The following is a 24,224-nucleotide window of genomic DNA, read 5'->3' as shown; positions in this document are numbered from 1 at the left end:
TGTGTTGAGGCGTTATTCGTCCTTCATTGTGCCTTCGCAAGCGCAAGCATTAACTACTTCAATGGGAACGATCATGTTTAAAAAAACGACACTGGCCCTAGCCGTTAGCGGTTTATTGGCAGCCTCTGCAGCACAAGCAGCAACCGTTTATGACCAAGACGGTACCGATCTCGAAATCTATGGTCGCATCGCTATGGGTCTTGAAGGCGGTGGTGTTGACAACGGTGTTGATAACGGCGAAGAGTTCCGTAATTTCGGCTCGCGTTTACGGATTACCGCTGGCCACCAGATTTCCTCTGACCTGCGTGCATTCGCCCGTGTAGAGTGGCGTTTTACGGGTGATGAGCGTAATACATCCTCTGGTTTCGATGAGGTACGTAACAGCTACCTAGGCCTGGAAAGCCAGCAGTTCGGTACCTTTATGGCCGGGAACTACAACAGTTTCTACGATAACTACGTGATGACGCCGTTCGATGTTTACGTTGAGCGCGGCTACGAGTTTGCGGGTGGTGGTACCCAGGCACGCGGCGACTCTATTGGCTATAAAACGCCTAAAATGAGTGGTTTTCAGGCGGTTATTTCTGCCAAGCACTTCTCTGAGCGTGGTTTGACTGAAGCCGAGCAGACTTCCGAAGGATCCGTTATCGCCACTCAGGGTGGTGTTGTCTACGAAACAGGCCCAGCTCGTTTAGCGCTTGGCTATGTGGAAGATACGGTACGTGGTGGCGGTAACGGTGAAGTGCGTTATGGCGCTACGGGCGAGTTTGCTGTTACAGATGCTTTCGCTGCTCGTGTAGGTTATGAAACCCGCGGTGATGACGATGTTAACGGTGGTGGTTTCGATAAAATCGGCGTTGGTGCTACGTACGCCATCGATTCCTGGAAGTTCTTCGCCGATTACTACAACATCGACGTAGACGGCGCTAGCGATGAGCGTAACGCTTGGGCGCTAGGGTCAATGTACAAGCTGTCTAGCAATTTCGATATGTTCCTTGAGCTGAACGATCGTAACCTGGATGCTGTTAATGACTTCGAAGAAGATATGTACTACGCATTAGGCGCTCGCTATCACTTCTAATTAATAGAGTGATGTTAGCGGTAGTGTTGCATTAGTTTTTTGCATTAGTTCTTTAGCTTTTAGTTAGCTCGCATGTTTCGATCTTTACCGGTGTGGATAATTCCACACCGGTTTTTAGCGTTTTTATATTTTATGCTTTACTTGCCTGCCTTAAAAGAGGCGCTCTTTTTCTCGGTGAGTTATTCCTCTCAATATAAATTTAGGGAGAGGGGGGTAAGGCAATACTTTTACCATGGAGACGAAATGTCGCTGGTAGGCTATCTTTGCTGCTAAAGTGTCTGAACACTGTTATGAAAGGAGTCATTTAAATGCGTTTTCACCGCTATGGCTTGGCGCTAGGGACAGCGCTATTTGCCACCGTTCCTCCTGCCTTTGCTGATAACTACACCCTGACGCTATTTCACACCAACGATCTACATGGGCGTACCGATCAGTACCCCTATCTAATTACCACGCTGAATGAGGCGCAGGAGCGCTTTGGCGAAGGGTTGCTGCTGGATGCCGGTGATATCTTTACAGGCACGCTCTACTTCACAGAGTTTCAAGGCCAGGATGCCCTCGAATTTATGAATTTAATGGGCTACGACGCCTTTGTGCCCGGCAACCATGAGTTCGATTTGGGTGACCCGGAACAGGGGCACCAAGCGCTAGCGGCGTTTTTCGCAGGCGCCGAGTTTCCTATTTTAGGGGCGAATCTGGACTTCTCCGCAGGCCCGGAGTTTGCTGACATGTTGGGTGATTCAGTCAGCGCTGAGCCGCAGGCGGGGACGCTTTATGACGGCATGATCGTTGAGCATAACGGCGAGCCAATCGGCATCTTTGGGTTAAGCACTCAGGACAGTGAGACGATTTCCAGCCCTGGCCACGTCACCATCAGCGATTATCGCCAAGCGGCTGAAGCCATGGTGGCAAGCTTTGAAGAGCAGGGCGTTAACAAGATTATTGCCCTTACCCACTTGGGCTACGACAGTGACCCCAGCGTAGGTAATGACCTGCTGCTGGCAGAGCATGTCGAAGGCATCGACATTATTATTGGTGGCCACAGCCATACTCAAGTGTCGCCCCCCAGGCTGCTGAGCGAGAGCCGCGCTGGAGAGAAGCTCCTATCACCGACGGTGATTGGCCAGGCAGGCGAGTATGGCCAGCATCTGGGCGTTATGCAGGTCACCTTCGACGAAAACGGCGTGGTGGTGGATGCCAGCGGTGAACTGCTCGCTGCCGACGATCGGGAAGCGGACGCTGATGCCGCCAAGCGGCTTGAATCCTACACCGCAGAGATTGAGACACTGCGGGATACCCAGGTCGGCGCCAAGGTAATCTCCACGCTACCCAACCCGCGCCACGGGCGTGGCGATGAACGGAGCGTGCGTGCCAATGAAACAGCGCTGGGCAATTTAATCGCCGATGCCCAGTTGCATGCTGCGCAGCAGGTGGCACCCGACACGGTTATGGCGATTCAGAATAGCGGCGGCATCCGTGAAGCGATTGAGAGTGGTGATGTGTCTGTGGGTGATTTGATCGCCGTGCAGCCATTTGGCAATCGCCTGACGCTGCTTGATGTCACCGGCGCCGAGCTGCTGGAAACCTTCGAGATCGCCCTGGCTAATGCACCCGGCGAAGACGGCGGTTTTCTGCAGGTGTCGGCAGGCGTTGAGTTGATATACGACAGCGGCGAGCCGTCGGGCGAGCGGGTGGTTAGCCTAAGCGTTGCCCAGGAAGGCGCAATGCAGGCGATTGACCCCGAGCGTACTTACACCATCGCCACCAATAACTTTACCGCTGCTGGCGGCGACGGTCATACGGTACTTGGCGCTGCCTATGAAGATGGGCGCAACACCATCGTCGGCAATACGGATTGGGAGATGCTGCGCGACTATATGGTGGAACGTAAAGAGGTGTTCTACCAGGTGGAAGGGCGGATTACTGATGTAGCTCAAGAAGGTGTGGTGCCAGAGGATGTGGCCCAGGAAGCGTCGTAGTGAGTTCCGGGCCACGGGTAGCGCTTACTCATCAATGATGCTTTCAAAGCCGCCAAAGATGAGCCGCTTGCCATCAAAGGGCATCGGGTTAACGTCCATCTGCAAGCGCGGGTCTTGCATGACTTTCGGCATGGCCTCATCGCGCACGCTGCGCGATGGCCACTCTATCCAGGAAAAGATGATGCTTTCGTCATCCTTGCGCTTGACCGCCATGGTGAAGGAGGTCACTTCCCCTTCGGGGACATCGTCTCCCCAGCACTCCACGACCCGCAGTGCGCCGTGTTCCTTGAAAACAACGGCCGCGGCACGGGCATGCTCAATAAACTCATCTTTATTAGCGCTGGGCACGGCAGCGACGAAACCATCTACATAAGGGTGTGTAAGCTTGCTCATGGCTGTTCTCCTATTACTGTTTTATTCTGCTTTAGAGGGGAGTTCTCGAACGGGGCGTACCTCAATGCTGCCCAGCCGGGCTGGTGGAATACGGCTAGCCAGCTGCAGCGCCTCATTCAAGTCGTGGGCTTCGAGCAGGTAGAAACCGGCCAACTGCTCCTTGGTTTCCGCAAAGGGACCATCGGAGATTAACGTCTCGCCATCGCGCACGCGTACGGTGGTGGCGGTCTCCGTCGGTTGTAATGGCTGCCCGGCCAGGTAGTGGCCGCTGGCGCTCAGGCGCTCAACCCCAGCAATGCATTCTTGGTTGAGGTCGTGCCACGCCTGTTCGCTCATGGCGTTGATAATCTGTTCCTGGTAATAGACCAGCGCAACGTACTTCATGGGGAGTCTCCTTCTGTGGCCAAGGGGCAGTTGTCTGACGGAACGTTTACCATCCAGCCGACGCCAAAACGATCTACCGTCATGCCGAACCCTGGTGACCAGAAGGTCGCTTCGAACGGCATGATCATCTTTCCACCTTCCGCTAGTTGAGCAAAGGTTCGTGCGGCCTGCTCGATATCCTGATACTCCAATTGAACCTCTATCCCTTGCGGTGGTGTATAGCAGTCAGCCGCCATATCGGCACCCATCAAGCGGCGTCCACGCAGGTTCAGTGAGGCATGGATGATGCGGTCATGAAGGTCGGGCGGCGTGTGTTCAGCGGCGGGTGTGTCAGCATAGGTCAACAGGCACTCCAAATGCCCTCCGGTGACATCGGCATAGAACTGCATGGCCTCCCGACAGGTGCCGGGAAAGGCAACGTGCACGTTCATGGCATCCGGTATACGAGCAAGGTTACGGTGCTGCTCAATTCCGGCACCGGGCTCAAAATCCTCCAGCGAGAAGTAGCGCCGTAATTCAAGGGTCACGTTGCCATCGGCATCCTGGGTGGGCCACTGCTGGGCCCACTCAATGGCCGCCTGCAGGGAAGGGGCTTCGAGCACACTATAGCCAGCAATACGCTCACTGGCTGGAGACAAAGGCCCGGGGATGATGGTGGGCTCACCGTTTTTGAAACGGATCAGACACCCGTCACTGGTCGGATGTAAGCCATCGCCGCTCAAAAACACGCCTGCCTCGGTCATGCGCTGGTTATAAGCAGCCATGGCGGCAAACATTTCCTGGGATGGCATAGCACCATTCTCGGTGTTGGCATCGGCACGGCGTATCAGCATGAATTTCATTGAGAGCCTCCTGGTTGTTCAGGGTAGTAACTCTCTGTAGTCGTTTGACGTGCTCACGAATCGACACAGCCTAGATATTATTTTTGGTAATCGGCATATCTGGTTGATTTCCTTCTGCCATCGGATGCAGGTTAAATGATCTTATTACGTAGCAACGACTTTCCGACGCCGCGCCATGACATGATCGAGGAAAGCCCGAAGTTGCGGAGTGACCAGCCGGTTGCCTGGGTAGTAGAGGTAGAAACCTGGTTCCCTTGGACACCAAGACGCCAGCACCTCAACGGCATCGCCGGCCGATAGCAGGCCCCTCACCTCCGGCTCAAGGAAATAACCAATACCAAGTCCATCCTTGACCGCACGCAGTCGCGTTGCCACATCGTTGGTACACAGCGGGCCGGTGACAGCCACCCGAACGGACTGACCTTCGCACTCGAATTCCCAATGGAACAGATGTCCTCCGCTGGGCCAGCGCATATTGATACAGGTGTGTTCCTTCAAAGCAGCGGGATGCTCCGGTGTCCCTGCCCGAGCCAGATAGAGCGGCGATGCCACCGCAATCCAACGTAGCGGCTCGCTCATTGGCACTCCCACCATATCCTGTTCCAGGCTCTCACCGAGCCGCAGCCCGGCATCACACTCACTAGCCACCACATTTTCCAAACGATCAGAGACGACGATCTCGACTTCAATTCCAGGGTAAGTCTCGGCAAAGCTAGCCAGATGTGGTGCCAGCGCATAAGCAGCCCCAGCGCGCGACGCATTGATTCGCAACCGTCCGCCAAGCTCGTCCTGTTGCTCCAGCAACTGCGCTTGAGCCGCTGAAATCTCCTCCAGAGCGGGCCGAACTCGCTCATACAACTGTTGGCCCGCCTCCGTTGGCCGCGTGGTTCGGGTGGTTCGGTTCAAAAGGCGCTGTCCTAAGCGTGCCTCTAACCGCTGGATCGTCTGACTGAGTGCCGAGGGCGAAACACCGAGCCATCCCGCCGCTCGTGCGAAATTGCCATGTTCAACGATTGCCACGAAGGCACCCAATTCCGCCACATCGCTACCTTTCATTGTTCATTTCAGCTTCATAGTCCATGAATATATCGGTGTATTCTGTCAGTTTAAGAACAAGCCTACCATTGCGGAAACCAACAGCTTAGGGAGAATCCCATGCAGCTCGACCATTACCGCTTGCTGGGCCGCTCGGGCCTGAAAATATCGCCGATGGCGCTAGGCACCATGACTTTCGGTACGGAATGGAACTTCGGCGCCGACGAGTCGACCTCCCGCGCGCTCTTTGATCGCTACGTCGATCACGGCGGCAACTTCATTGATACGGCGAATTACTATACGGGTGGCACTTCCGAGTCCTTTGTCGGCCGTTTCGCCCAGGGGAAACGGGATCGCTTGGTCATTGCCACAAAATACACCTTGCCGATGCGCGGTGATGACCCCAACTCTGGAGGCAACAGTCGACGTAGTATGGTTCGTTCGGTAGAAGACAGCCTGACGCGCCTGGGCAGCGACTATATCGACCTGCTGTATCTGCATGCCTGGGATTTCACCACTCCCGTGGAAGAGATTCTGCGCGCCATGGATGATTTGGTGGCAGCAGGAAAGGTCGTTTATCTGGGGCTGTCGGATATCCCTTCCTGGCAGGCTTCACGGATGCAGGCTATCGCCGATCTCCGGGGCTGGTCGCCAATGGTTGCAATGCAACTGGAATACAATCTGATTGAGCGCAGCGTGGAAGGTGACTTGGTTCCGATGGCGCGTGAAATGGGGATGGGTATCATGCCCTGGTCACCGCTGGCGAGTGGACTCCTGACGGGGAAGTACAACCGTGCCGAACTCGCACCCGAAAATGTGGTCAGCGGCAGCCGTGCCGCCATCGCGACCGAGGCGGGGCCCGTCCCCGAACGTAGCTTTCGCATTATTGACGAAGTGAAACAGGTCGCTATGGAACAAAATACATCACCTGCCACTGTGGCTTTAGCATGGCTGCTCACCCGTCCTGGTATGGCTGCACCGCTCATTGGAGCGCGATCGATAAGTCAGCTTGACGCCAATCTGGCTGCACTCGAACTGGAACTGACAGGTGACCAACTGGCACGGCTCGACGAGGTCAGCGCGGTGCCTCTAGGATTTCCCCATGAGTACCTGCGGCGCCCGGCGGTTCAGGCAAATATCTATGGCGACATGTCGATCTCTATGCGGGGCTAATGAATGTTTATGGAGCTGGCTCTAGTTCGTTTAACCGCTTTAGCAAAAAGCGTTTTTCTGGATCCAGGGTGACCAATTGCAGCGCCTGGTGATAGGCACTGCGCGCGGCCTCATGCTGACCTTGGCGCCGCAGTAAATCCGCTTTAGCGGCATAGAACAGATGATAGCGGGATAGTTGCGGGTGATGCGCGATGTCGTCGAGCAACTTCAGGCCGGTGTCGGGTGCACCATTCATAGCAATGGCCACCGCACGGTTCAGCGCCAGAATCGGCGATGGAAAACGTCGGCAGAGAGCATCGTAGAGCCTGACGATACGCCCCCAGTCTGTTTGCTCGGCGTGGCTAGCCTGGGCGTGTACGGCGGCAATCGACGCCTGAAGGGTGTAGTACCCGGTGGGGGTGAGCGCCAGCGCCTGTTCTAGCCACGTTATTCCGACCTGGATATCCTCTTGGCGCCATAGGCGTCTGTCCTGAGCATCCAGGGTTACCAGCTCACCGTCGCTATCCTGGCGCGCATCCCGGCGGGCATCATTAAGCAGCATCAAAGCCATCAGCCCAAATACCTCCCCCTGGGGCAGTAGCCGCGCCAGCTCATTACCCAGTCGCATGGCTTCTTTTGTTAGGCTGATATCGACCACGCTGGCGCCCGTGCTGCGCGAGTAGCCTTCGTTGAAGACCAGATAGATGACTTGGAGCACATCGGGTAAACGCTCGGGCAGCTCTTCCTGGGTAGGCACGGCATAAGGGATATGCGCATCGCGAATTTTGCGTTTGGCTCGTACGATACGCTGTGCCAGCGTCGTAGGCTTCATCAGTAGCGCGCTGGCTACTTGCTCAGTGGTCAAACCGCACATCTCGCGAAGCGTCAGGGCAATCCGTGCTTCCATGCTCAAACTTGGGTGGCAGCAGGTGAATAGCAGCCGCAAGGCGTCATCTTCGATGGTGGTGGGCTCAAGATCCAGCGCTTCATCTGTGGGTAATAGCAAGTGAGCCCGACGGCGAGCAGTACTGCGTTGGCGAATTTGGTCTATTCCGCAGTGGTAGCCGGTGCGAATTAGCCATGCCGTGGGGTTGTCAGGTTTGCCGTTAACCGGCCACTGTTGAACCGCCGCCACAAAGGCATCCTGCATGGCTTCTTCGGCTAGTTCAAAATCCCCCAGCAGGCGTATCAGCGTCGCCTGCACGCGCCGGGAGTGCTCACGATACAGGTCATCGACGTATGAAGGTTCAGTACTCATCAAGGGAGATCCGTAAGCTTTATCTCAAACGTAGCGCATGGTTTCTCCGTTGACTTGTTTTTCTTGTTTTTCTTGTTTTGTCTTTCGGGGGATAGGTATTCAATCCCCGGTGCGTTTTCCCGTGGCGCTGTTGAAAGGATGCAGGGCGTCGCGGGTCACAAAAAATCGCAGGGTTTCGCCTTCGGCAACGGGCGGCTGCCCCGAAACGCGGATGACTGTAGGCTGGTCGCTATCGGCGAGGGTCACATAAAGGTGGCTTTCGGCCCCCGCGGCTTCAAACAGCGCCAGCGTTGAGTCGACAATTAGGTGAGGCGCGGTCGGCGGCGCTAGATGCATATCATCCGGTCGAATGCCGACGACATCGGTGCCGTCGGGCAGGTTATCCAGCAGGCCGTTGGCGCCTTGTTCGTTCAAGTAATCCACTGGCAGCATGTTCATGGCGGGGGAGCCGATAAACCCGGCGACAAACATGCTGGCGGGGCGGGCGTAGATTTCCATGGGTGTGCCCACTTGCTCAATCTGCCCGGCGTTAAGAACCACTAAACGGTCACCCAGTGTCATGGCTTCCAGCTGGTCGTGGGTCACATACAGGCTGGTAGTCTTCAGGCGCCGCTGCAGCTGTTTGATCTCCACGCGCATCTGCACGCGCAGCTTGGCATCCAGGTTGGAAAGCGGCTCATCGAATAGAAAGGCTGCCGGGTCGCGCACCAACGCGCGGCCCATGGCTACCCGCTGGCGCTGACCTCCAGAGAGCTTGCGCGGTTTGCGCTCCAGAAACTCTTCGATCTCGAGCATTTTGGCGGCAATTCGCACGCGCTTTTCAATATCTTCTTTGTTAAACCCGCGGTTCTTGAGGCCGTAAGCTAGGTTGTTGTACACCGTCATATGCGGGTAGAGCGCGTAGTTCTGGAATACCATGGCGATATCGCGCTCGGCGGGCTCCAGCTTATTGACCACCCGGTCACCGATTTTGAGCGTGCCCTCGGTAATGGTTTCAAGCCCCGCCACCATGCGCAGTAGGGTAGATTTGCCGCAGCCGGAAGGCCCCACCAGCACCACAAACTCGCCATCTTCAATCTGTAAGTTGATGCCTTTGACGGCATGAACATCGCCGCTATAGGTTTTCTTTAGCCCTTCCAAGGTAATGCTGGCCATCTTATTTCTCCGTCTCGGTCAGGCCTTTCACAAATAGGCGTTGCATAAACAGAATCACTAATACAGGCGGCAGCGCTGCCATGACCACCGCGGCCATCACTAATTGCCACTGTGGGTTCTCTTCCGAGGTCATGCGCTGAATGCCCATCACGATGGTGTAATAATCAGGGTCGGTAGTGATAATTAGCGGCCAGAGGTATTGGTTCCAGCCGTAGATAAACATGATCACAAACAGCGCGGCGATATTGGTCACCGACAGCGGCATTAAGATGTCTTTAAAAAACTTCAGTGGCCCGGCGCCATCGACCCGGGCGGCTTCGAGCATCTCTTCGGGAATGGTCATAAAGAACTGGCGGAACAAGAAGGTTGCGGTAGCCGAGGCAATCAGCGGGATCGATAGCCCGGCAAAGCTATTGAGCATTTTAAGATCCGCAACGACCTGAAAAGTCGGAATAATGCGCACTTCTACGGGCAGCATCAACGTGACAAAGATCACCCAGAAGAAGAACATCCGAAAGCGGAAACGGAAGTAGACGATGGCAAAGGCGGAAAGCAGCGAAATAGACAGCTTACCCACCGTGATCGCCATGGCCATGATAAAACTGTTCCACAGCATCAGGGCGGCCGGCGGTGCGCCGGCATTGGAGACGCCCGACTGCCACATGCGCGTGTAGTTTTCGATCCCGTGGCCACCGGGCAGCAGTGGTAGCGTGCCCTGCAGCAAGCCCGAGAGGGAGTGGGTAGAGGCGATGATCGCGACATACACCGGAAAAACCACCAGCGCGACACCAGAGATCAAAACAATATGGGCTATCAGGTTAGCCCAAGGGCGGTTTTCAACCATTAACGTTCTCCCTAAGGCTTAGTAATTGACTCGGCGCTCAATAAAGCGGAATTGAATCATCGTTAATGCCACCACAATCACCATCAGAATCACCGACTGAGCTGCCGAGGAACCGAGGTTGAGGCCCACAAAACCATCGGCGTAGACCTTGTACACTAAAATATTGGTCGCCTGAGCTGGGCCGCCTGCGGTGGTGGCGTGGATGATCGCGAAGGTGTCGAACATGGCATACACCACGTTAACCACTAGCAAGAAGAAAGTGGTCGGCGTGAGCAGTGGGAAAATAATCGTCCAAAAGCGCTTCGTTGGGCTGGCGCCATCGATGGAGGCGGCTTCAATCAGCGATTGCGGAATGGACTGTAAGCCCGCCAGGAAAAACAAAAAGTTATAGGAGATCTGCTTCCAGGCGGCGGCAAAAATTACCAGCAGCATGGCATCACTGCCGGAGTTACGGTGGTTCCACCGGTAACCCACCATTTCCAGCATGTAGGGCACAATGCCGATGGAGGGGTTGAAGATAAACCACCACAACACGCCCGCCAGCGCGGGGGCAATGGCGTAGGGCCACACCAGTAGGGTGGTGTAGGTACTGCGTGAGCGAATCATTCGATTGACGGTGCTGGCCATTAAAAGTGCCACCGTCATTGACAGCAGTGTGGTACCGATGGCGAATACCGCGGTGACCGACAGAGAGTTGAGATAGCTACCGTCGCGGAACAGGCGAGCAAAGTTCTCAAGGCCTACAAACGTCGTTTTAAGTCCAAAGGCATCTTCGCGCAACAGCGACTGATACAGCGCCTGACCTGCAGGCCAGATAAAGAAAATCAGCGTTACAATCACCTGGGGCGCCAGCAGGGCGTAGGGCAAAAAGCGACCAGGGTAAGTCATGCGTTTGGTTTGCATGGGCAGCTCTGCGAATGGTGAGTAAATATAAGCATCAATAAACAACATCGCCGCCTGCCCAAGTGGGCAGGCGGCGAAGTAAGTGCTTATTTACTGGTTGGCAGCTTCAAAGTCACGGAGCAGATCATTGCCGCGTTCCACTGCGTCATCTGCTGCTTCCTGACCCGATTTATCGCCGGTCATCACCGCTTCCATCTCTTCGGAGATGATGTCGCGAATCTGCACGAAGTTACCAAAGCGTAGGCCTTTGGAGTTCTCGGTCGGCTCGTTGAGGGTCATCTGCTTCAACGAAATATCTGCACCGGGATTCTCATCGTAGTAGCCCTGCTCTTTGCTCAGATCCCAAGCGGCCTGAGTGATGGGCAGGTAGCCGGTTTGCTGGTGCCACTGTGCCTGTACTTCGGGCTGAGAGAGGTACTCAAAGAACGCTGCAACGGCTTCGTACTCTTCGTCGCTATGGCCCTGCAGTGCCCACAGGGTGGCGCCACCGATAATCGAGTTTTGCGGTGCGCCGTCTACGTCGTCGTAGTAGGGCTGCATGCCAAAGCCCACTTCAAATTCTGAATTGGCGGCGACATCCGCACGTGAAGCAGAAGAGCCGAAGAAAATCGCGCAGTCCTGGGAGTAGAACATCGGCTCAGAGTCGGGGCCAGAACCGGGGCCACCCCATTTGAAGACACCCTCTTCCTGCCAGTCGTGGAGATTGTCCCAGTGGCGAGCGACCAGCTCATTGTTGAAGGTAAACTCGGTTTCCATACCGCCAAAGCCATTTTCCAGCGTACCTAGCGGCACGTTATGCCAAGCGGAGAAGTTTTCCAGCATCACCCAGCTAGGCCAGGAGGTGGTAAAGCCACAGCTGGCCGCACCAGACTCGACGATTTGGCGTGAAAAATCGGCCACTTCTTCCCATGTTTCGGGGGGCTGCTCGGGATCCAGGCCCGCTTCCTCAAACATGTCGCGGTTGTAATACATGATGGGCGTAGAGGAGTTGAACGGGAACGACAGCATATTGCCGTTGGTATCAGTGTAATAACCCACGACGGCGGGCAGAAAAGCTTCGTTATCGAAAGCGCGACCATGCGCTTCCATCAACTCGTACACTGGGTAGATGGCGCCTTTGGCGTTCATCATGGTACCGGTGCCGACTTCAAACACCTGCAGAATATGCGGCTGCTCATTGGCGCGGAAGGCAGCGATTGCGCCTGTCATCGTTTCGGTATAAGTGCCGCGGTAGCTGGGTGTGACGTGGTAGTCGTCCTGTGAAGCGTTAAACTCTTCGGTCATCTCTTCGAGAATTTCGCCCAGTTGGCCGCCCATGGCGTGCCACCAGCTAATCTCTGTTGCCGCCTGAGCAGACAGGCTTAGGCTGGCCGTCGCCACCCCTACGGCAAGCGCGTGCAGTGTGAAACGAGACATAACAAGCTCCTTATAGGCCTGAACTTAGTCAGGCGTGCAATGCGTTTGTTGAGATTTTTAGATGCACTGAACATTAAGAAGTGTAGATGACGTTTTAGTGAATGCACGATGAACCTGCCGTGACAGTCAACATTGCGCTGCCAGCAGGCCTACTGAGTAGGAAAAGGAAGAGGGCGATGATAGTGTGATAGGAAGAGTCCAACTAACGAGAGCAGTATGACTGACGTGACCACTTTACTGACGAAGCTGGTGTCATTCGATACCACTTCCAGTGAATCCAATCTGGCGCTGATTGAGTATGTGGAAGGCTATTTGGCCGAGTACGGCGTCAGCGCCGAGCGGGTGATGAGTCCCTGTGGCACCAAGGCCAATTTGATCGCAAGAATTGGCCCAGAGGCGCCGGGCGGTGTGATGCTTTCTGGGCATACCGATGTGGTGCCGGTGGCAGGGCAGCCCTGGTCGAGCGATCCGTTCACCCTGCGCGATGGTGGCGATGGCCGCTTATACGGGCGCGGCACCTGCGATATGAAAGGCTTTATCGCCTGCGTATTGTCGATGGTGCCCACTTGGACGAAAGCGCCTCTGCAGCAGCCGATTTATCTGGGTTTCTCCTATGACGAAGAGATCGGCTGCGTGGGTGCGCCGAGCCTGATTAAGCGCTTCTACGAGCACTACTCCACCACCGCCCATGTGATTGTCGGCGAGCCCACCAGCATGCAGCCGGTGGTGGCGCAGAAAGGCGCAACCAATTTACGCACCACGGTGATTGGCCGCGAAGCCCACAGCAGTCAGGTTAATCAGGGCACCTCGGCGATTCATGTGGCGGCAAGGCTAGTCACCTTTATAGAGGACATCATGGCGGCGCTGGTAGAAGAGGGCCGCGTTGATGAAGCCTTTAACGTGCCGCACACCAGCCTGCACGTTGGCAAAATAAAAGGCGGTACGGCGATCAATATCATGGCCAGGGAGTGCCAGTTCGAATGGGAGATTCGCCATCTGCCCACGGACACCTTCGACGAAATATACGCGCGCTTTGAGGCCTATTGCGCTCAGCTAAGCGCTGAGCTGCAGGCCAAAGGCAAGCACGTTGAAATCACCACTGAGCCGCTAAACGTGACAGTGCCAGGTTTGGCCGACCGCGAAAACGACCAGGTACTTCGCTTAGCCAAAGACCATTTGCCAGCAGGGTGCTGCGACCACGCGGTGGCTTACGCCACGGAAGCGGGGCAGTTCCAGGGCCAGGGCTTGCAGACAATAATTCTTGGCCCAGGCAGCATCGCCCAGGCGCATCAGCCCGATGAATATGTCGATATTGAGCAGCTTGAAGCGTGCGAGGATTTTCTAACGAAGATGGGTAAAGCGTTAGAGAAGACTGTCTAACTAGCTAATAACTGCCCAAAAAAATCCCACCCGGTTAATGGGGTGGGATTTTTTGTAGTGCTTTCATACCATATCGCTTTTTCAGTGCTGAGGATGTTGTTCAAACAGCTCAGCTTTGGCATGGCGCATCACATCTTCGCACGCCTGCTGTTGGGCTAACTGCGTTAGCAGGCGTTGAGTTACTTCGAAGCCCTTGCCTAAGCAAGTGTCGACTTCCTGTTGGCTAACCGCTGGCGTCACTCGGTAATCGATTTTTACCGTGCGCCCACCACCTTCCAGCCGATCCGCAACTCCCCTGAGCCGCCACGCGATTTTCTCTTTCCAAGTTGCTGATTCTTCCGCGCCTTCGTTTACGCTAAACGTGCACTGCCATTCCGGTTTAAAGACCTTCATAGGAGAACCTCCAAAAATTTTGGAAAGAATGATCGATCGTGTTTCGTACCCCATCGTCTGAATGTATTGCCCCACTACTATATACCTAACGCAGCATAAATATCGAACAATAGTGATACGCGTCGGGCGACGCGCATAGGGCGTATCGGTTAGGCTATAAAAGATGTGACTAACGAGCTTTTCTATGACCTCCACAACTAATCCAAGTTGCCCCTGTGGTAGCTTATTAACGCTTGATAAGTGCTGTGGCCGTTATCACCAAGGCGGGCTTGCCCCCACGCCTGAAGCTTTGATGCGCTCTCGCTATGTGGCTTTTGTGCTAGGGCGTAGCGACTACCTGTTGGCGACATGGTACCCCTCTACCCGCCCTGCAGAGCTTGCGCCTGATCCTGACGCTGAGTGGAAGTCGCTATCTATCGTCTCCGCAGAACCGCCGCTCGACAATATCGGTTACGTGCATTTTCGTGCCTGTTTTTATGAAAGGGGGCGAGTGCAAAAAGGCTGGCATGTATTAGAAGAGGCCTCTCGCTTCGTTAAAGACCAGCAACGCTGGTGGTATATAGACGGAACACCCACGCTTACCCGCCTGAAACCACGCCGCAACGACCCGTGCTTATGTGGTAGTGGGCGTAAATTAAAGGTATGTTGCGGTGAATAGTGGCATCGTTCAGCCTCACAAAGCCGAACCGCAATGGTATCTCTATTTGCTGGAGTGCCAGCGCGGCACCTATACCGGCATTACCAATAACCTGGCAAAGCGTTATCAAGCGCACTGCACCGGCAAAGGGGCGCGTTATACTCGTGCGAATCCGCCCGTTGCGCTGTTGGGTGCCGAACCGTTTGAAGACCGCGCCGCTGCAAGCCGGGCTGAATATCAGTTAAAGCAACAATCGCCGAGCCAAAAGCGCCGCTGGGCCAAGCAGTGGCCTGTACAATTAGAAGCTAACTAGTATCTTTACCGTTAGGCGTAGATTAAGGAACCCACATGCTGACGTTTTATTCAGAGGATAGCCGTTTACGCCAAGCGCGCACGGAGTTGCACGATGGCGCTTTGGTGACTCCGTTTGAGTGCCCCGAACGCCTTGATCTAGTGCTGAAGCATCTTCGTCAGTCCGGGCTTGGGGATATTCGTACTCCTAGCGCCTATGGGTTAGCGCCGGTATTAGCGGTGCACGACAAAGAGTACGTGGGGTTTCTAGCCAACTGTTGGCAAGAGTGGCAGGCGGCTGGGCACGAGGGGGAGGCGATTCCCAATATTTGGCCCGCACGAACCATGCGTGGTGACCGCATCCCGCGATCGGTTAGCGGTCAGCTAGGCTACTATGCTTTGGCGGCGGAAACATCGATCTCAGAAGGAACCTTTGAAGCCGCCATGGCGAGCAAAGACGTGGCGTTAGGCGCGGTAGAGCATACGTTACAAACCGGCGAACCCAGTTTTGGTTTATGCCGGCCGCCAGGCCACCACGCCGCGTTTGATCAGTTTGGCGGTTACTGCTTCTTTAACAATGCCGCCATTGCCGCCCAGCGCGCGCTGGATGCAGGCAAACGCCGGGTCGCCATTCTTGACGTCGACTTTCACCACGGCAACGGCACGCAGCAGATTTTCTACCAGCGTGACGATGTACTGTTTATCTCACTGCACGGCGACCCTGAGGTCACCTTTCCTTACTATTTGGGCTACGCTGATGAAAACGGTGAAGGGCAAGGCGAGGGCTTTAACGTCAATTACCCGTTGCCGCCGGGCACTAGCGTTACCACGTGGATGGCCACACTTGAACAAGCCTTGGCGCAAATTAAAGCTGCGGAGTGTGAGTGCCTGATCGTATCGCTAGGGGTCGATATCTTCGAAGGTGACCCGATAAGTGCCTTCACCTTTACCAGCGCAGATTTCACAGCGTTAGGTGAGCGCCTGGCCCAAGCAGGCCTACCCAGCGTGTTTCTGATGGAAGGGGGCTATGCGGTAGATGAAATAGGTGTCAATGTAGTCAACGTGTTACAAGGTTTTGAACAGGCGCTATAAAAAGGTCTGGAACTGCATCTTAACAAGGGTAAAGGTTAACCGTGACAGCGGCCCCTAAATCGGGCAGGCTATTGCCCTTTAAACGGGGCAGGGAGCTCAAGCGTGGCAGTGTATGGTGGAATTCAGGCACATGAATTGGAGCGTTGGCTTAATGCGTTAACCAACGCCGCCTATGACCGGCGCTGCCCGTTGGTAAAAGTACACGGTGGCAACGCCCGTGCGCGTACCGCCCGTCAAGACCTCCTTCATTTGGCGAACGACTACCGCTGCGGCGATTCTAGCCGCGAAGAGAGCGCAGCCGACCTTGGCCGCTGGTGCCAAACCTACCTTTCAGAGGCCGAGTGGTACGTGCTGGTCGGCACCCGTCAAGCACCTTCCCAGCCGCAAAGCGAGGAAGAGAGAAGCCTCACCGTGCTCAAGCAGCATCGGGTGGGGTAGGGCCAGTAGAAATCTTCAGGCTGGCGGTGCACGGTTTTCCTTACGGTCAATGGCGACCAGTGGATGGCGGTGTCGGTGGGGCAGTGCCTCGCCGCTGCCATTGAAAAGGTGCGCGCAGGCCGGATTGAAGGAAAAGCGTACTTGATCGTGCACCCGGTGAGCGACATCGCCGTCGGCTACCAGGATCCATTGGCTGTCACCGTTCTCTAGATACAGTGAGGTGGCTCCGCCGAGTCGCTCGATGACCAAAATTTTACCCGTCAACGGTCCCTGATCATCGAGTTTGAGGTGCTCGGGGCGGATGCCCAGCGTCAGCGTGTCGCCGGTGCTGATACCGTCGCCCTCCACCGGTATTCGACAATCGCCGCCAGGCAGCACAGCATCGACCCCCTCGGTGTCAGCCCCACGAACCTCGATATCCAGAAAGTTCATCTTCGGCGAGCCTATGAAGCCGGCCACGAAGCGGTTGCGCGGGTGGTGGTAGAGTGCCATCGGCGAACCGATCTGCTCGACTACACCGCCCTGTAGCACAACAATCTTATCGGCCATGGTCATGGCCTCGATCTGGTCATGGGTGACGTAGATCATCGTCGCGTCGAGCTCCTCGTGCAGCCGCGCCAGCTCAATGCGCATCTGTACGCGCAGCGCCGCGTCGAGATTCGAGAGCGGCTCGTCGAATAGGAAAATGCTTGGGTTGCGCACGATTGCCCGGCCGATCGCCACGCGCTGGCGCTGGCCGCCGGACAGCGCACGGGGCTTGCGGTCGAGAAGTTCTTCGAGTTGCAGGATGCGCGCGGCGGCGAGGACTTTCTCGCGACGCTCGGCCTTGGGCACCTTGGCTAGGCGCAGGCTAAAGCCCATGTTGTCCTCGACGGTCATATGCGGGTAAAGCGCGTAGCTCTGGAAGACCATCGCCAGGCCACGGTCGGCCGGGCCAACGTCGTTGATGCGCTTGCCATCGATCGAGATGTCGCCACTGGTGGCGCTCTCGAGCCCGGCGATCATCCGCATCAAGGTCGACTTGCCGCAGCCCGAAGGCCCGACGAAGACCACGAATTCGCGGTCTTTGACCTCTAAATTGACCCCCTTGATGACTTGGGTGCCGCCGAAGTCTTTGACGATATTGTTGAGTTGTAGCGTTGCCATGTCGGGTTCCTTGCGGGTCGGGCGGATACTCGAATTGTGGTTACCAGAGGGTGTAACCGCCATCCACCACGACGATGGAGCCGGTCATGAAACTCGATGCATTACTGGCCATGTAGACGATGGTGGGGCCGAGCTCTTCGGGAGTGGCGGCGCGCTGCATGGGCGCGTCGTCGATCCAGCGTGGCTTGAATCTGGGGTCGTCGACCGGCGCCATGCTGGTCTTGACGTAGCCGGGAGCCAGCGCGTTGACGCGAATGCCGTAGGGGGCCCACTCCGCGGCTAGCGACTTGGTCAGTTGATGCACCGCGGCCTTGGAGGCGTTGTAGGCGGGCTGCATCTGTGGGCGGTTGACGATCATCGCCGAGATCGAGCCAATGTTGATGATCACGCCGCCGCGCGACTGCATCCGCCGTCCGGCGGCCTGGGCGCAGTACCAGAGCCCGTGGACGTTGATATTGAAGATGTCCTGCCAGCGCTCCGGGGTGACATCCAGCGCCGGCGCGTGCTGGCAGGCGCCGGCGTTGTTGAGGAAGATATCGACCGGGCCGAGGGTGGCCTCGACCTCGTCGAGCAGGGTGTCAGCCGCTTCGGGTTGGGTAATGTCGACTTCCACCGCCATGGCGCGATGCCCGGCGTCCTGCAGGGCCTTGACTACTTCCAGGCTGCGCGCGTGCCCCCGGGCGGCGATGGCGACCTGGGCACCGGCCTCGGCCAGCGCATGGGCGAATGCCTCACCGAGCCCGCCATTGCCGCCGGTGACGATGGCGACCTTGCCGCTGAGATCGAACTGTGACATCACGTTCATGGTTTTCTCCCTGTTTTTATTGTAGAGCCGTTATTGTCGGGGCCTTTACCGTAGATCCGTTGTCTTAGGGCCAGTCATTTCACCGCGCCCAGGGTCAGCCCTTGGACCAGCCAGCGCTTGACCAGCAGTCCGGCGATCGCCATTGGGCAGACCACGATGGTACCGATCGCCAGCAGCTTGCCCCAATCGATGCCGGTCTGGGTCAGCAACTGCGCTGCGGCAATGGGAATGGTCTGCGTGCTGGGCCCGGAAAACGTTTGGGCGAAGGCGTAATCGTTCCAGGCGAAGATGAAGCACAGGATAGCGGTGGTCACCAGCCCAGGGGTCATCAGTGGCAGCACGACGTAGCGGAACGCCTGGAGCTTGGTGGCACCGTCGATCATCGCCGCTTCCTCCAGGTCAGGTGGCAGGTCGTCGAAGAATGCGGTCATCAGCCAGATGGCGAAGGGCAGGTTGAAACTCAGGTAGGCGACGATCAGGCCGGCGTGGGTGTCGAGTAGGTAGAGGTAACGGAACAGCAGGTACAGCGGCACGATAACTGCGGCGATCGGCGCCATACGGGTGCTGATGATCCAGAAGGCCAGATGCTGCTTGCCCTTGATTCTTATCCGCGACAGCCCGAAGCCGGCCATACAGCCGAGCACTACGGCGATCAGCGTCGAGACCCCAGCGATGAACAGGCTGTTGAGCAGGTAAGGCCAGAGGCTGTTGCCGCTGCTGAACAACGAGGTGTAATGCTCCAGGGTAGGGGTAAAGAAGACTCGCGGCGTACCGGCGGTGATGATGTCGTTCGACTTGAAAGAGGACAGCACCATCCAGATAATCGGTATCAGCGTCCATAACAGCAGGAGCGTTAACAGAGCGATTTTTAACGTGTGGGGCAGCCAGCGTTTGGAGGTATTCATGAACTCGTCTCCTGGCGTTTGAGCAGTTTCGTAAACGCTGTAGCCACCATGATCGAGAACACCAGCATGGTGATGCCCACGGCGGCGGCATAGCCCAGATCAAAAAAACGAAAGGCGATGTCGTAGAGCCTAATGGGGATGATCTTGGTGGAATCCGCGGGCCCGCCGTTGGTGGTGATGAAGATGATCGCGAAGAAGCGAATCGCGTCCATGGCGCGGATGAGCAGCGCCACCAGCAGGATATTGGAGATAGACGGCAGGATGATATAGAGAAGTTTCTGGCCGTACTTGGCGCCGTCCATCTCGGCCGCTTCCAGGGTGTCCTCGGGTACTGAAGCAAGCCCCGCCAGGACGATCAGCGCGACCAGCGGCGTCCATTCCCAGACATCCATGAGGATGACTGCGACCATCGCGGAGCCTACGCTGCCCAGGATGTTGCCGTCGAACAGACCGCTTTCATTGAGCAGCCAGGCATACAGGCCATGACTGGGGTCGAGCATGAAACGCCCCAGTAGCCCGACGATCACCGGGGCGATGAACATCGGGATCAACAGCAGCGAGATGATGATGTTGCTGCCCCGCGTTAGGCTATAAACCAGCAGCGCCATCACGGTGCCGATGACCATTTCCAGGCCCACCGTGGCCAGGAAATAGACCAGGCTGATCAGCCAACTGGAGCGGATGTCCGGGTCCGTGAACACCCGCTGCCAGTTATCGAGGCCCGAGAACTCGAAGGCCAGTCCGCCCATCAGGCTGACGTCGTTGAAGCTCATCCAGATGATCGAGAAGAACGGGACCAGCGTGATCAGGGCGAGCAGAAAAAGCGCTGGCGACATCATCGCCAGCTCGAATCCCTGTCGCCGCGCCGAGGGTTTTCTGGTCGTCAGCGCCATGGGTTACGCCCCAACGATGCGATCGATGCGTTGCTTGGCGCTCTGCATGGTTTCCTCGGGGGACATTTGCCCCGCCAACATCTTGGAAAGCTCGGTGAAGATGACCGTGTCGACCTCGTTCCACTGGGCGATCTTGGGCCTCAGACCGATGTGGTCGTCCTGCCAGGCGGTCAGCATGGTGTCCGCCGTGAGCATGTTGGGCATGTCGGTGGGTGGGGTGCTGGCGGCCTTGACCTCAGGCATGTCGTAAACCGATTGGCGTGTCGGTGTGCCGCCACCGACCTCGCTTCTTAGCCCCATCAGTTGGGTCTGTGGTGAGGTCGCCCAGACTAGGAATAGCCAGGCCGCTTTCTGCTTTTCGGCCGAGGCGTTGGCGTTAATGCCGATCCCGGTGCCGCCCCACAGGTTGGCGCTGCGTGCTGGCCCCTTGGGCAGCGGGGCGTAGCCGATTTTGCCTTGTAGCTGAGAGCTTTCCAGCGAGCCGGCGAACTCGTGCCACTCTGGCATCATCGCGAACTCGCCGTTCTGGAATGCGTTGGCGACACCAGTCCAATCCCAACTGGTGCTGCCGGGGTGGGCGACCTTGAGCAGCTTCTGATAGAAGCGCGCAGCTTCCAGCGCGGGCTCGCTGGTCAGTTGGCAGGCGCCAGGGGAGTCGGTGCCGAGTAGGCCGACCTGCTGGCCGTTGGCAAAGTAATCGCCGCCGTAGGCGAACAGCACGTTGGAGAAGTCGCACATCAGTGAATCGTACTGCTGAGCCTGATGACCGGTTCCGTACTGAACCTCGCTGGCGTTGCCTTGGCTAAACCACTCGGCGATCTGGTAGTACTGCTCCCAGGTGGTGCTGTCCGAGGGGGTCGGGTCGAAGCCGAGATCCTGTTGCATCTGGTCGTGGTATTTTTCGAACAGGTCACGCCGGTAGATCCAGATCATCGTCGGGCAGTCGTAGGGCAGGGTGTACAGGCTTTCACTGTCTTTGAAACGGCCCGCGGCGGCCAGTTGCGAGGGGATGAAGTCCTCGATGCCCTGGGGCACGACCAGCTGCTGGTCGTCGTTGATGAAGGTATTGAGATCCACTAGGCCACGATGATATGGCGCGAGTACTTGGTAAGGATCAGCATAGATCACATCGAAGGCGCTGCGCCCAGCGCCGAAGTCCAACGCAACTTTCTGTACCAAGGCACCCAACTGCATTTCGGTGATGTTGACAGTGATGCCGGTGAGTTCCTGGAAAGACGCCAGGTTGGCGGCGATGGCGGTGGTCGGCGGCGTGTTCTCGGAGATGAATTGGATGGTGGTGCCACTGGCTTGCTTCCAGGCCTCATCGCTGGCCATGCCTTGGGCCAGGGCCGTGCGCAGTGGGCCTGCGCCCATCAACGACAGGCTGGCGAGTCCACCCATTCCTTTTAATATGTCGCGACGCTTGAACTGGGTCATTGTTGTTTTCCTCTCTTGGGTTCAGGTCTGGCGGGGTTAGGTATCAAGCGTGATCTGCAGCTTGACATCATTGGGCCGTGCGCTTGCGGCACGCTCGAACGCATCGATACTGTGTTCGAAATCAAAGGTCTCGGTAATCAATGGTTTGAGGTCTACCTTACCCGAAGCGATCAGGTCGATCGCCCGGTCGTAAACGTTGGCGTAGCGGAACACGGTCTCGATGTGCAGTTCCTTGGCTTGCGCCGACACGATATCGAAGGTGACCGGCTCGACAGGCATACCAACCAGCACGATCGTGCCGGCAGGTCGGGCGCAGGCCAAGATGTCGTCGTAGACTTTGGGGCTACCACTGGCCTCGAATACCACATCGACACCCCACTCGTGGCCGCAACACCTGTCGACGGCTTCTCGCAAGGAGTGCCGCGAAACATTGACAGTCGTGATGCCCTTATAACGAGCCGCGATTGCCAGCTTTTCCTCAACCAAGTCGGAGACCAGCACCTCGCTGGCGCCGCCCGCAAGCGCGGCCAGGGCAACCATCAGGCCGATCGGCCCTGCGCCGGTCACGACGCAGATATCGCCTGGCTGCATGCGCGCTTTAATGACCGCCTGCATGCCGATCGCGAACGGCTCAATCATGGCGCCTTCGGCAAAGGACACCGAATCGGGAAGTGCGAAGGTGAATGCTGCTGGGTGGATGACTTCGGGCGTCAGACAACCGTGCACGGGTGGCGTGGCCCAAAACCTTACGCTCGGGTCGACGTTGTAGACGCCTAGTTTGGCGGCGCGCGAGCTGGGGTTGGGTATACCAGGCTCCATGCACACCCGATCGCCCACATGAAGATGGCTTACGTTTCGGCCGACGTCAGTCACTACACCGGATGCTTCATGGCCGAGTACCATTGGCTCACGGACTACAAAGGGGCCGATCTGGCCGTGGGTATAGTAATGCACGTCGCTACCGCAGATGCCGACGGTATGGATGCGCACGCGAACGTCCTCCGGGCCGAGCTGGTCAGGGAGCTCGATCTCTCGTAACGACAGCTCGCGTTTCTTCTCCAGCACCAGAGCTTTTGCTTTCATGACGCTATTCTCGAATTGTATTTAAAGGGGCGAGAACCGGCCTTTTTTTGGTCTAGTTAACCTCGCTTCAGGCTTGAAACAAATCTACGCGCCATGTGGAAAAAACCGCTAGGCTATAATTTGCTTGGGACTGATACTTTTTTGCAGGCTTTCTTAGCGTGGTAGGTAATGGTCTGTTTTAAATGGCACTTTCCATAATGCCTGGGTGGTGCTGTTGGAAAGACGAAAGACTTTTTGTGACCAAAGTATAAAAGGCCAACGGCTCACTTTAATTCAGGATAGTAAGAGATCAGGCATGGGCGTCTTATCCAGACATCGCTGATAGCTGAAAGAGGCACTGATAAACTATGATTACTTCGCATCTCAACGATACTCCTCTTGGTGCGCCTGTTTTCGAGTGCATCAGTCAGGATCCGAAATTTAGTTTCTACTGGCACAGCCATGATTTCCCCGCCCCTATTGCCCGCTGGAATTACCATCCCGAATATGAGTTACATCTCATCCGTTATTCGGCAGGGCATTATTTTGTAGGGGATTATATTGGCCGCTTCGAACCCGGTAATTTAGTGCTGGTGGGACCGAATATTCCGCACGCCTGGTTTAGCGAGCTCGATGACGTGCAACCGGTGATCAAGGGCCGTGACGTTGTCCTCCAGTTCAAGGGCGAGTGGCTGGAACACATGATGGCGCTCTGCCCGGAGCTCAACTGCCTGTCGACGCTCATCGAGGACTCGGCCTTGGGAGTGGAGTTCAAGGGGGAAGAAGCGGCACGCTGTGCCGAACTGCTCATCAGGATGGGCGAGCAGGATAATGCTGGCAGGCTACTGACCATGTTGACCATTCTGCGCAGGCTCTCGCAAAGCGAATACCATACCCTGGCCGGTCGAGAGTACGGCCTGGATGCCAAGGGCGCCTCTTCCGAGCAGGTCGATGCCATACTGCTCTATATCCACGACCACTTTCATGAAGGGCTGCGCATGTCGACAATGGCTGAGAATAACGGCATGACGCCTTCCACCTTTTCGCGTTTTTTTAAGCATGCCACCGGCGACACCTTCGTTGCCTTTCTCAGGAGGATCCGCATTGGTCATGCCTGTCGGCTGTTGCTTGAAGGTAAGCAGTCCATCGCCGATATATGTTTCGAGGTTGGTTATAACAACCTCTCCAATTTCAACCGTCACTTTCGTGAGCTAAAGGGCATGACGCCACGCCAGTACCAGCAGAACACGGCTGACCTTGTGCCGAAGGAATGACAGTAACGAGTTATTAAGCTTGAGTAGTCAGA

General features: G+C 56.5%; 25 protein-coding genes. 9 read left to right on the top strand and 16 right to left on the bottom strand.

Going from position 1 to position 24,224, the window contains the following annotated elements; all coding sequences use genetic code 11:
* The first annotated feature begins 73 nt into the window (after window positions 1-73).
* Both AC4EYZ_RS10360 and AC4EYZ_RS10355 read left to right on the top strand, forming a co-directional pair.
* Window positions 74-1,078, top strand: coding sequence for a porin (locus AC4EYZ_RS10360; protein ID WP_022520796.1), 1,005 nt, complete (start codon window positions 74-76; stop codon window positions 1,076-1,078).
* A 308-nt stretch (window positions 1,079-1,386) separates the two neighbouring features.
* Window positions 1,387-3,057, top strand: coding sequence for a bifunctional metallophosphatase/5'-nucleotidase (locus AC4EYZ_RS10355; RefSeq protein WP_474191498.1), 1,671 nt, complete (start codon window positions 1,387-1,389; stop codon window positions 3,055-3,057).
* A gap of 24 nt (window positions 3,058-3,081) precedes the next feature.
* On the opposite strand, the gene AC4EYZ_RS10350 is transcribed toward AC4EYZ_RS10355, so the two are convergent.
* From AC4EYZ_RS10350 to AC4EYZ_RS10335, 4 genes are all read right to left on the bottom strand, one after another.
* Window positions 3,082-3,450 carry a DUF1428 domain-containing protein gene (locus AC4EYZ_RS10350; protein WP_022520789.1) on the bottom strand — a complete coding sequence of 123 codons (369 nt, stop codon included), beginning with the start codon at window positions 3,448-3,450 and terminating at the stop codon, window positions 3,082-3,084.
* 21 nt (window positions 3,451-3,471) lie between these two features.
* Window positions 3,472-3,834, bottom strand: a complete 363-nt coding sequence (locus tag AC4EYZ_RS10345) for a YciI family protein (RefSeq protein WP_022520788.1) — start codon at window positions 3,832-3,834, stop codon at window positions 3,472-3,474.
* Window positions 3,831-4,676 carry a YciI family protein gene (locus AC4EYZ_RS10340; RefSeq protein WP_009288112.1) on the bottom strand — a complete coding sequence of 282 codons (846 nt, stop codon included), beginning with the start codon at window positions 4,674-4,676 and terminating at the stop codon, window positions 3,831-3,833. The genes AC4EYZ_RS10345 and AC4EYZ_RS10340 overlap by 4 nt, the downstream gene beginning before the upstream one ends.
* 144 nt (window positions 4,677-4,820) lie before the next feature.
* The gene (locus AC4EYZ_RS10335) at window positions 4,821-5,732 is read right to left on the bottom strand and encodes a LysR family transcriptional regulator (protein ID WP_474191497.1); all 912 of its coding nucleotides are present in this window, start codon (window positions 5,730-5,732) and stop codon (window positions 4,821-4,823) included.
* A 99-nt stretch (window positions 5,733-5,831) separates the two neighbouring features.
* Here AC4EYZ_RS10335 and AC4EYZ_RS10330 point away from each other — a divergent pair, with 99 nt between their 5' ends.
* Entirely contained in the window at window positions 5,832-6,884 is a 1,053-nt protein-coding gene (locus AC4EYZ_RS10330; protein WP_474191496.1) for an aldo/keto reductase, read from the top strand.
* Between the two features lie 7 nt (window positions 6,885-6,891).
* Here the strand turns inward: AC4EYZ_RS10330 and AC4EYZ_RS10325 are convergent, their stop codons facing one another.
* The 5 genes from AC4EYZ_RS10325 to ugpB all read right to left on the bottom strand — a co-directional run bounded on the left by AC4EYZ_RS10325 (window position 6,892) and on the right by ugpB (window position 12,439).
* A complete protein-coding gene (locus tag AC4EYZ_RS10325) occupies window positions 6,892-8,121 on the bottom strand; it encodes an RNA polymerase sigma factor (RefSeq protein WP_457547903.1) in 1,230 nt (409 codons plus the stop codon).
* Window positions 8,122-8,220: 99 nt separating this feature from the next.
* Window positions 8,221-9,276, bottom strand: coding sequence for a sn-glycerol-3-phosphate import ATP-binding protein UgpC (locus tag AC4EYZ_RS10320; RefSeq protein ID WP_490204255.1), 1,056 nt, complete (start codon window positions 9,274-9,276; stop codon window positions 8,221-8,223).
* A 1-nt stretch (window position 9,277) separates the two neighbouring features.
* Window positions 9,278-10,120 carry a sn-glycerol-3-phosphate ABC transporter permease UgpE gene (gene ugpE / locus AC4EYZ_RS10315; RefSeq protein WP_022520784.1) on the bottom strand — a complete coding sequence of 281 codons (843 nt, stop codon included), beginning with the start codon at window positions 10,118-10,120 and terminating at the stop codon, window positions 9,278-9,280.
* Window positions 10,121-10,138: 18 nt separating this feature from the next.
* The gene (ugpA, locus tag AC4EYZ_RS10310) at window positions 10,139-11,023 is read right to left on the bottom strand and encodes a sn-glycerol-3-phosphate ABC transporter permease UgpA (protein ID WP_088702119.1); all 885 of its coding nucleotides are present in this window, start codon (window positions 11,021-11,023) and stop codon (window positions 10,139-10,141) included.
* Between the two features lie 90 nt (window positions 11,024-11,113).
* Entirely contained in the window at window positions 11,114-12,439 is a 1,326-nt protein-coding gene (gene ugpB, locus AC4EYZ_RS10305; RefSeq protein ID WP_474191681.1) for a sn-glycerol-3-phosphate ABC transporter substrate-binding protein UgpB, read from the bottom strand.
* 216 nt (window positions 12,440-12,655) lie between these two features.
* Here ugpB and argE point away from each other — a divergent pair, with 216 nt between their 5' ends.
* Window positions 12,656-13,819 (top strand): acetylornithine deacetylase, encoded by a 1,164-nt coding sequence (gene argE / locus AC4EYZ_RS10300; protein WP_474191680.1) that lies wholly within the window; start codon window positions 12,656-12,658, stop codon window positions 13,817-13,819.
* Between the two features lie 81 nt (window positions 13,820-13,900).
* Here the strand turns inward: argE and AC4EYZ_RS10295 are convergent, their stop codons facing one another.
* Complete coding sequence (locus tag AC4EYZ_RS10295; protein ID WP_022520780.1) at window positions 13,901-14,212, bottom strand: hypothetical protein; 312 nt, start codon at window positions 14,210-14,212, stop codon at window positions 13,901-13,903.
* A gap of 184 nt (window positions 14,213-14,396) precedes the next feature.
* Between AC4EYZ_RS10295 and AC4EYZ_RS10290 the strand changes: the two genes are divergently transcribed.
* The 4 genes from AC4EYZ_RS10290 to AC4EYZ_RS10275 all read left to right on the top strand — a co-directional run bounded on the left by AC4EYZ_RS10290 (window position 14,397) and on the right by AC4EYZ_RS10275 (window position 16,670).
* Window positions 14,397-14,870 carry a YchJ family protein gene (locus AC4EYZ_RS10290; RefSeq protein WP_474191679.1) on the top strand — a complete coding sequence of 158 codons (474 nt, stop codon included), beginning with the start codon at window positions 14,397-14,399 and terminating at the stop codon, window positions 14,868-14,870.
* Entirely contained in the window at window positions 14,863-15,162 is a 300-nt protein-coding gene (locus AC4EYZ_RS10285) for a GIY-YIG nuclease family protein (protein WP_052475668.1), read from the top strand. The genes AC4EYZ_RS10290 and AC4EYZ_RS10285 overlap by 8 nt, the downstream gene beginning before the upstream one ends.
* Before the next feature lie 35 nt (window positions 15,163-15,197).
* Complete coding sequence (locus tag AC4EYZ_RS10280) at window positions 15,198-16,232, top strand: histone deacetylase family protein (RefSeq protein ID WP_474191678.1); 1,035 nt, start codon at window positions 15,198-15,200, stop codon at window positions 16,230-16,232.
* A gap of 102 nt (window positions 16,233-16,334) precedes the next feature.
* Window positions 16,335-16,670, top strand: coding sequence for a hypothetical protein (locus AC4EYZ_RS10275; protein WP_022520776.1), 336 nt, complete (start codon window positions 16,335-16,337; stop codon window positions 16,668-16,670).
* Between the two features lie 15 nt (window positions 16,671-16,685).
* On the opposite strand, the gene AC4EYZ_RS10270 is transcribed toward AC4EYZ_RS10275, so the two are convergent.
* The 6 genes from AC4EYZ_RS10270 to AC4EYZ_RS10245 all read right to left on the bottom strand — a co-directional run bounded on the left by AC4EYZ_RS10270 (window position 16,686) and on the right by AC4EYZ_RS10245 (window position 22,939).
* A complete protein-coding gene (locus AC4EYZ_RS10270; protein ID WP_474191677.1) occupies window positions 16,686-17,816 on the bottom strand; it encodes an ABC transporter ATP-binding protein in 1,131 nt (376 codons plus the stop codon).
* Window positions 17,817-17,856: 40 nt separating this feature from the next.
* Window positions 17,857-18,621 (bottom strand): SDR family oxidoreductase, encoded by a 765-nt coding sequence (locus AC4EYZ_RS10265; protein ID WP_027958178.1) that lies wholly within the window; start codon window positions 18,619-18,621, stop codon window positions 17,857-17,859.
* 74 nt (window positions 18,622-18,695) lie between these two features.
* A complete protein-coding gene (locus AC4EYZ_RS10260) occupies window positions 18,696-19,526 on the bottom strand; it encodes a carbohydrate ABC transporter permease (RefSeq protein WP_027958179.1) in 831 nt (276 codons plus the stop codon).
* Window positions 19,523-20,419 carry a carbohydrate ABC transporter permease gene (locus tag AC4EYZ_RS10255; RefSeq protein ID WP_474191676.1) on the bottom strand — a complete coding sequence of 299 codons (897 nt, stop codon included), beginning with the start codon at window positions 20,417-20,419 and terminating at the stop codon, window positions 19,523-19,525. The genes AC4EYZ_RS10260 and AC4EYZ_RS10255 overlap by 4 nt, the downstream gene beginning before the upstream one ends.
* Before the next feature lie 3 nt (window positions 20,420-20,422).
* Complete coding sequence (locus AC4EYZ_RS10250) at window positions 20,423-21,856, bottom strand: ABC transporter substrate-binding protein (RefSeq protein WP_027958181.1); 1,434 nt, start codon at window positions 21,854-21,856, stop codon at window positions 20,423-20,425.
* Between the two features lie 36 nt (window positions 21,857-21,892).
* The gene (locus AC4EYZ_RS10245; protein ID WP_027958182.1) at window positions 21,893-22,939 is read right to left on the bottom strand and encodes an NAD(P)-dependent alcohol dehydrogenase; all 1,047 of its coding nucleotides are present in this window, start codon (window positions 22,937-22,939) and stop codon (window positions 21,893-21,895) included.
* 347 nt (window positions 22,940-23,286) lie between these two features.
* Between AC4EYZ_RS10245 and AC4EYZ_RS10240 the strand changes: the two genes are divergently transcribed.
* Window positions 23,287-24,192, top strand: coding sequence for a helix-turn-helix domain-containing protein (locus AC4EYZ_RS10240; protein WP_027958183.1), 906 nt, complete (start codon window positions 23,287-23,289; stop codon window positions 24,190-24,192).
* The last annotated feature ends 32 nt before the right edge of the window (window positions 24,193-24,224 follow it).

The organism is Vreelandella sp. 162(4c), assembly GCF_058152265.1.
Note: the sequence above shows the minus strand (reverse complement) of the source record. Positions and strands in the feature narration are given on the sequence as shown.